The 3,753-nt window shown below is 50.6% G+C and carries 2 rRNA genes (1 of these 2 only partly in view); both read right to left on the minus strand.

The features are described 5' to 3' along the window. A 23S ribosomal RNA gene (locus EUBIFOR_RS13510) occupies positions 1–1,850 on the minus strand (it extends 1,417 nt beyond the left edge of the window). Between the two features lie 223 nt (positions 1,851–2,073). Next, a 16S ribosomal RNA gene (locus tag EUBIFOR_RS00015) occupies positions 2,074–3,613 on the minus strand. The 16S and 23S rRNA genes sit together here, the layout of an rRNA operon. Between the last annotated feature and the right edge of the window lie 140 nt (positions 3,614–3,753).

Here is a 3,753-nt window from a genome sequence, read left to right on the forward strand (position 1 = left end):
CCTTCCAGCACCGGGCAGGTGTCACCCCCTATACTTCGTCTTGCGACTTCGCAGAGAGCTGTGTTTTAGTTAAACAGTCGCTTGGGCCTCTTCACTGCGGCTTAATTGCTTAAGCACTCCTTCTCGCTAACTTACGGAGTCATTTTGCCGAGTTCCTTGGCAACAGTTCTCTCGCTCACCTCGGGATTCTCTCCCTGCCCACCTGTGTCGGTTTTGGTACGGGCCGCATATGCATTGCCAGAAGCTTTTCCTGGAAGCCGTCATCATGTGCTTCGCTACTTTCCTAAGATTTCGCTTACCTGTCACGCTCTAGCCTTTCAGTTACCGGATTTGCCTGGTAACCAGCCGCTTCGCTTCGCCCTCAATCCATTAAGAGGGTCACACTATCCGTCTCCGTCACTCCTTCGCTCCATATACGGGTGCAGGAATCTTTCGCCTGCTTTCCATCCACTACGCCTTTCGGCCTCGCGTTAGGTCCCGACTTACCCAGGGCGGACGAACCTTCCCCTGGAATCCTTGGGCTTTCGGTGTGTAGGATTCTCACCTACATCTCGCTACTCACACCGGCATTCTCACTTCTATACAATCCACCGCTCCTCACGGTACGGCTTCTACTCGTATACAACGCTCCCCTACCACTATAGTTTCCTACAATCCGCAGTTTCGGTATCAGGCTTAGCCCCGGTACATTTTCGGCGCAGGGTCACTCGACTAGTGAGCTGTTACGCACTCTTTAAAGGATGGCTGCTTCTGAGCCAACCTCCTAGTTGTCTGGGCATCCCCACATCCTTTTCCACTTAGCCTGTATTTTGGGACCTTAACTGGCGGTCTGGGCTGTTTCCCTCTTGACCATGGACCTTATCACTCACAGTCTGACTGCCGGACATCCTTAATGACATTCGCAGTTTGATTGTATTCAGTACCCCGGGATGGGGCCATCACACATTCAGTGCTCTACCTTCACTAAGGTTCTTTCCGACGCTAGCCCTAAAGCTATTTCGGGGAGAACCAGCTATCTCCGGGTTCGATTGGAATTTCTCCCCTAGCCACAAGTCATCCGCTAACTTTTCAACGGTAGTCGGTTCGGTCCTCCATTGAGTTTCACCTCAACTTCAACCTGCTCATGGCTAGATCACCCGGTTTCGGGTCTGCAACATCCTACTTTCGCCCTGTTAAGACTCGCTTTCGCTTCGGCTCCGGTCTTTCCTCCTTAACCTCGCAGTCTGTCGCAACTCGCCGGTTCATTCTACAAAAGGCACGCCATCACCCCTTAACGGGCTCTGACTTCTTGTAGGCATACGGTTTCAGGTTCTCTTTCACTCCGCTCCCGCGGTTCTTTTCACCTTTCCCTCACGGTACTGGTTCACTATCGCTCACTCGTTTATATTTAGCCTTGGCGGATGGTCCCGCCTGCTTCCGACAAGATTCCTCGTGTCTCGCCGTACTCAGGATCCCATTAGGCTTCAATCAGATTTCAAATACAGGGCTTGCACCTTCTTCGGCCGGGCTTTCGATCCCGTTCTTCTATCCTCTCTCTTGCCATATCATGGTCCTTCAACCCCGGTCCTTGGACCGGTTTGGGCTTCTCCCCTTTCGCTCGCCGCTACTCAGGGAATCACTGTTGTTTTCTTTTCCTCCGGCTACTTAGATGTTTCAGTTCGCCGGGTACCTCTCTTGCAGGCCATGTATTCACCTGCAGATGACAGCTCATGTCTGCTGCCGGGTTCCCCCATTCGGACACCTCCGCTTCTTCGCTTCCTTACAGCTTCACGGAGCTTTTCGCAGTTTGGCGCGTCCTTCTTCAGTTTCGAGTGGCCAGGCATTCGCCGTACGCCCTTCCTTACTTAATCAGTGGTTCTCGTGTGTTTCGAGATGTTCTTTTTCAAGAACTGTTTTTTACTGTTTTCTCAGTTTATCTTACAACTTACGTTTTAGACCTTTTCTGTTATGTCTTTTCTTCTTAGTTGCTCAGTTTTCAAAGATCGATTCACTCTGAGAAGTCCTTGACCTCTCAAAACTAAACAGGTATACTCCCTACTTCCTTCAATTTCCACTCTTCTTCTTTCTCCTTAGAAAGGAGGTGATCCATCCCCACGTTCCCGTAGGGATACCTTGTTACGACTTAACCCCAGTCATCGGTCCTGCCTTCGACGGCTCACTCCTCGAAAGGTTATGCCACCGGCTTCGGGCATTACCAACTCCCATGGTTTGACGGGCGGTGTGTACAAGGCCCGAGAACGTATTCACCGCGACATGCTGATTCGCGATTACTAGCGATTCCAGCTTCATGAAGTCGGGTTGCAGACTTCAATCCGAACTGAGACGTCCTTTATGAGATTCGCTTGCCTTCACAGGCTTGCCGCTCTTTGTAGACGCCATTGTAGTACGTGTGTAGCCCAGGCCATAAGGGGCATGATGATTTGACGTCATCCCCACCTTCCTCCGGTTTATCACCGGCAGTCTGATATGAGTCCTCAACTCAATGTTAGTAACATATCACAAGGGTTGCGCTCGTTGCGGGACTTAACCCAACATCTCACGACACGAGCTGACGACAACCATGCACCACCTGTCTCCTTGATAACCTCGGATATATCTCTATACCTCTGCAAGGGATGTCAAGGCCTGGTAAGGTTCTTCGCGTTGCTTCGAATTAAACCACATACTCCACCGCTTGTGCGGGCCCCCGTCAATTCCTTTGAGTTTCACACTTGCGTGCATACTCCCCAGGCGGAGAACTTATTGCGTTAACTGCGGCACTGAGTTATTCCCCCAACACCTAGTTCTCATCGTTTACGGCGTGGACTACTAGGGTATCTAATCCTATTTGCTCCCCACGCTTTCGTGCTTCAGTGTCAGCAACAGACCAGACGGCCGCCTTCGCCACCGGTGTTCTTCCATATATCTACGCATTTTACCGCTACACATGGAGTTCCGCCGTCCTCTTCTGTTCTCTAGCTGAACAGTTTCCAGAGCCAGTACGGGTTGAGCCCATACCTTTTACTCCAGACTTGTTCTGCCACCTACGCACCCTTTACGCCCAATCATTCCGGATAACGCTCGCCACCTACGTATTACCGCGGCTGCTGGCACGTAGTTAGCCGTGACTTTCTGGTAAGATACCATCACTCACTCATCATTCCCTATGAATGTCGTTTTTCTCTTACAACAGAGCTTTACGATCCGAAGACCTTCCTCACTCACGCGGCATTGCTCGTTCAGGGTTCCCCCCATTGACGAAAATTCCCTACTGCTGCCTCCCGTAGGAGTTTGGGCCGTGTCTCAGTCCCAATGTGGCCGTCCGCCCTCTCAGGCCGGCTATGCATCGTCGCCTTGGTGGGCCGTTACCTCACCAACTAGCTAATGCACCGCAGGTCCATCCATGTTCATGGCCTTAGCCACTTTAATAGCAGTCAAATGCTTGTCTGCTACCTATCCGGTTTTAGCATCCGTTTCCAGAAGTTATCCCGGGCACATGGGCAGGTTACCTACGTGTTACTCACCCGTTCGCCACTAGATTCAGAAAAGCAAGCTTTCCTTCCTCTCGTTCGACTTGCATGTATTAGGCATGCCGCCAGCGTTCATCCTGAGCCAGGATCAAACTCTCCATTTGATTTAGCTCTTAGATGTCTCTGACATCTTTCTTTACAATTGTTTGTTTTTTCGAAATTGACGTTTTAGTTTGTATTTTATTTCCTGTTCAGTTTTCAAAGATCATGTGCACCTCAGCAGTGCTCATCTATATTACCAAAT

Origin of the sequence: Holdemanella biformis DSM 3989, assembly GCF_000156655.1 — a bacterium.
In the GTDB taxonomy this organism is placed as follows: Bacteria; Bacillota_I; Bacilli_A; order Erysipelotrichales; family Erysipelotrichaceae; genus Holdemanella; species Holdemanella biformis.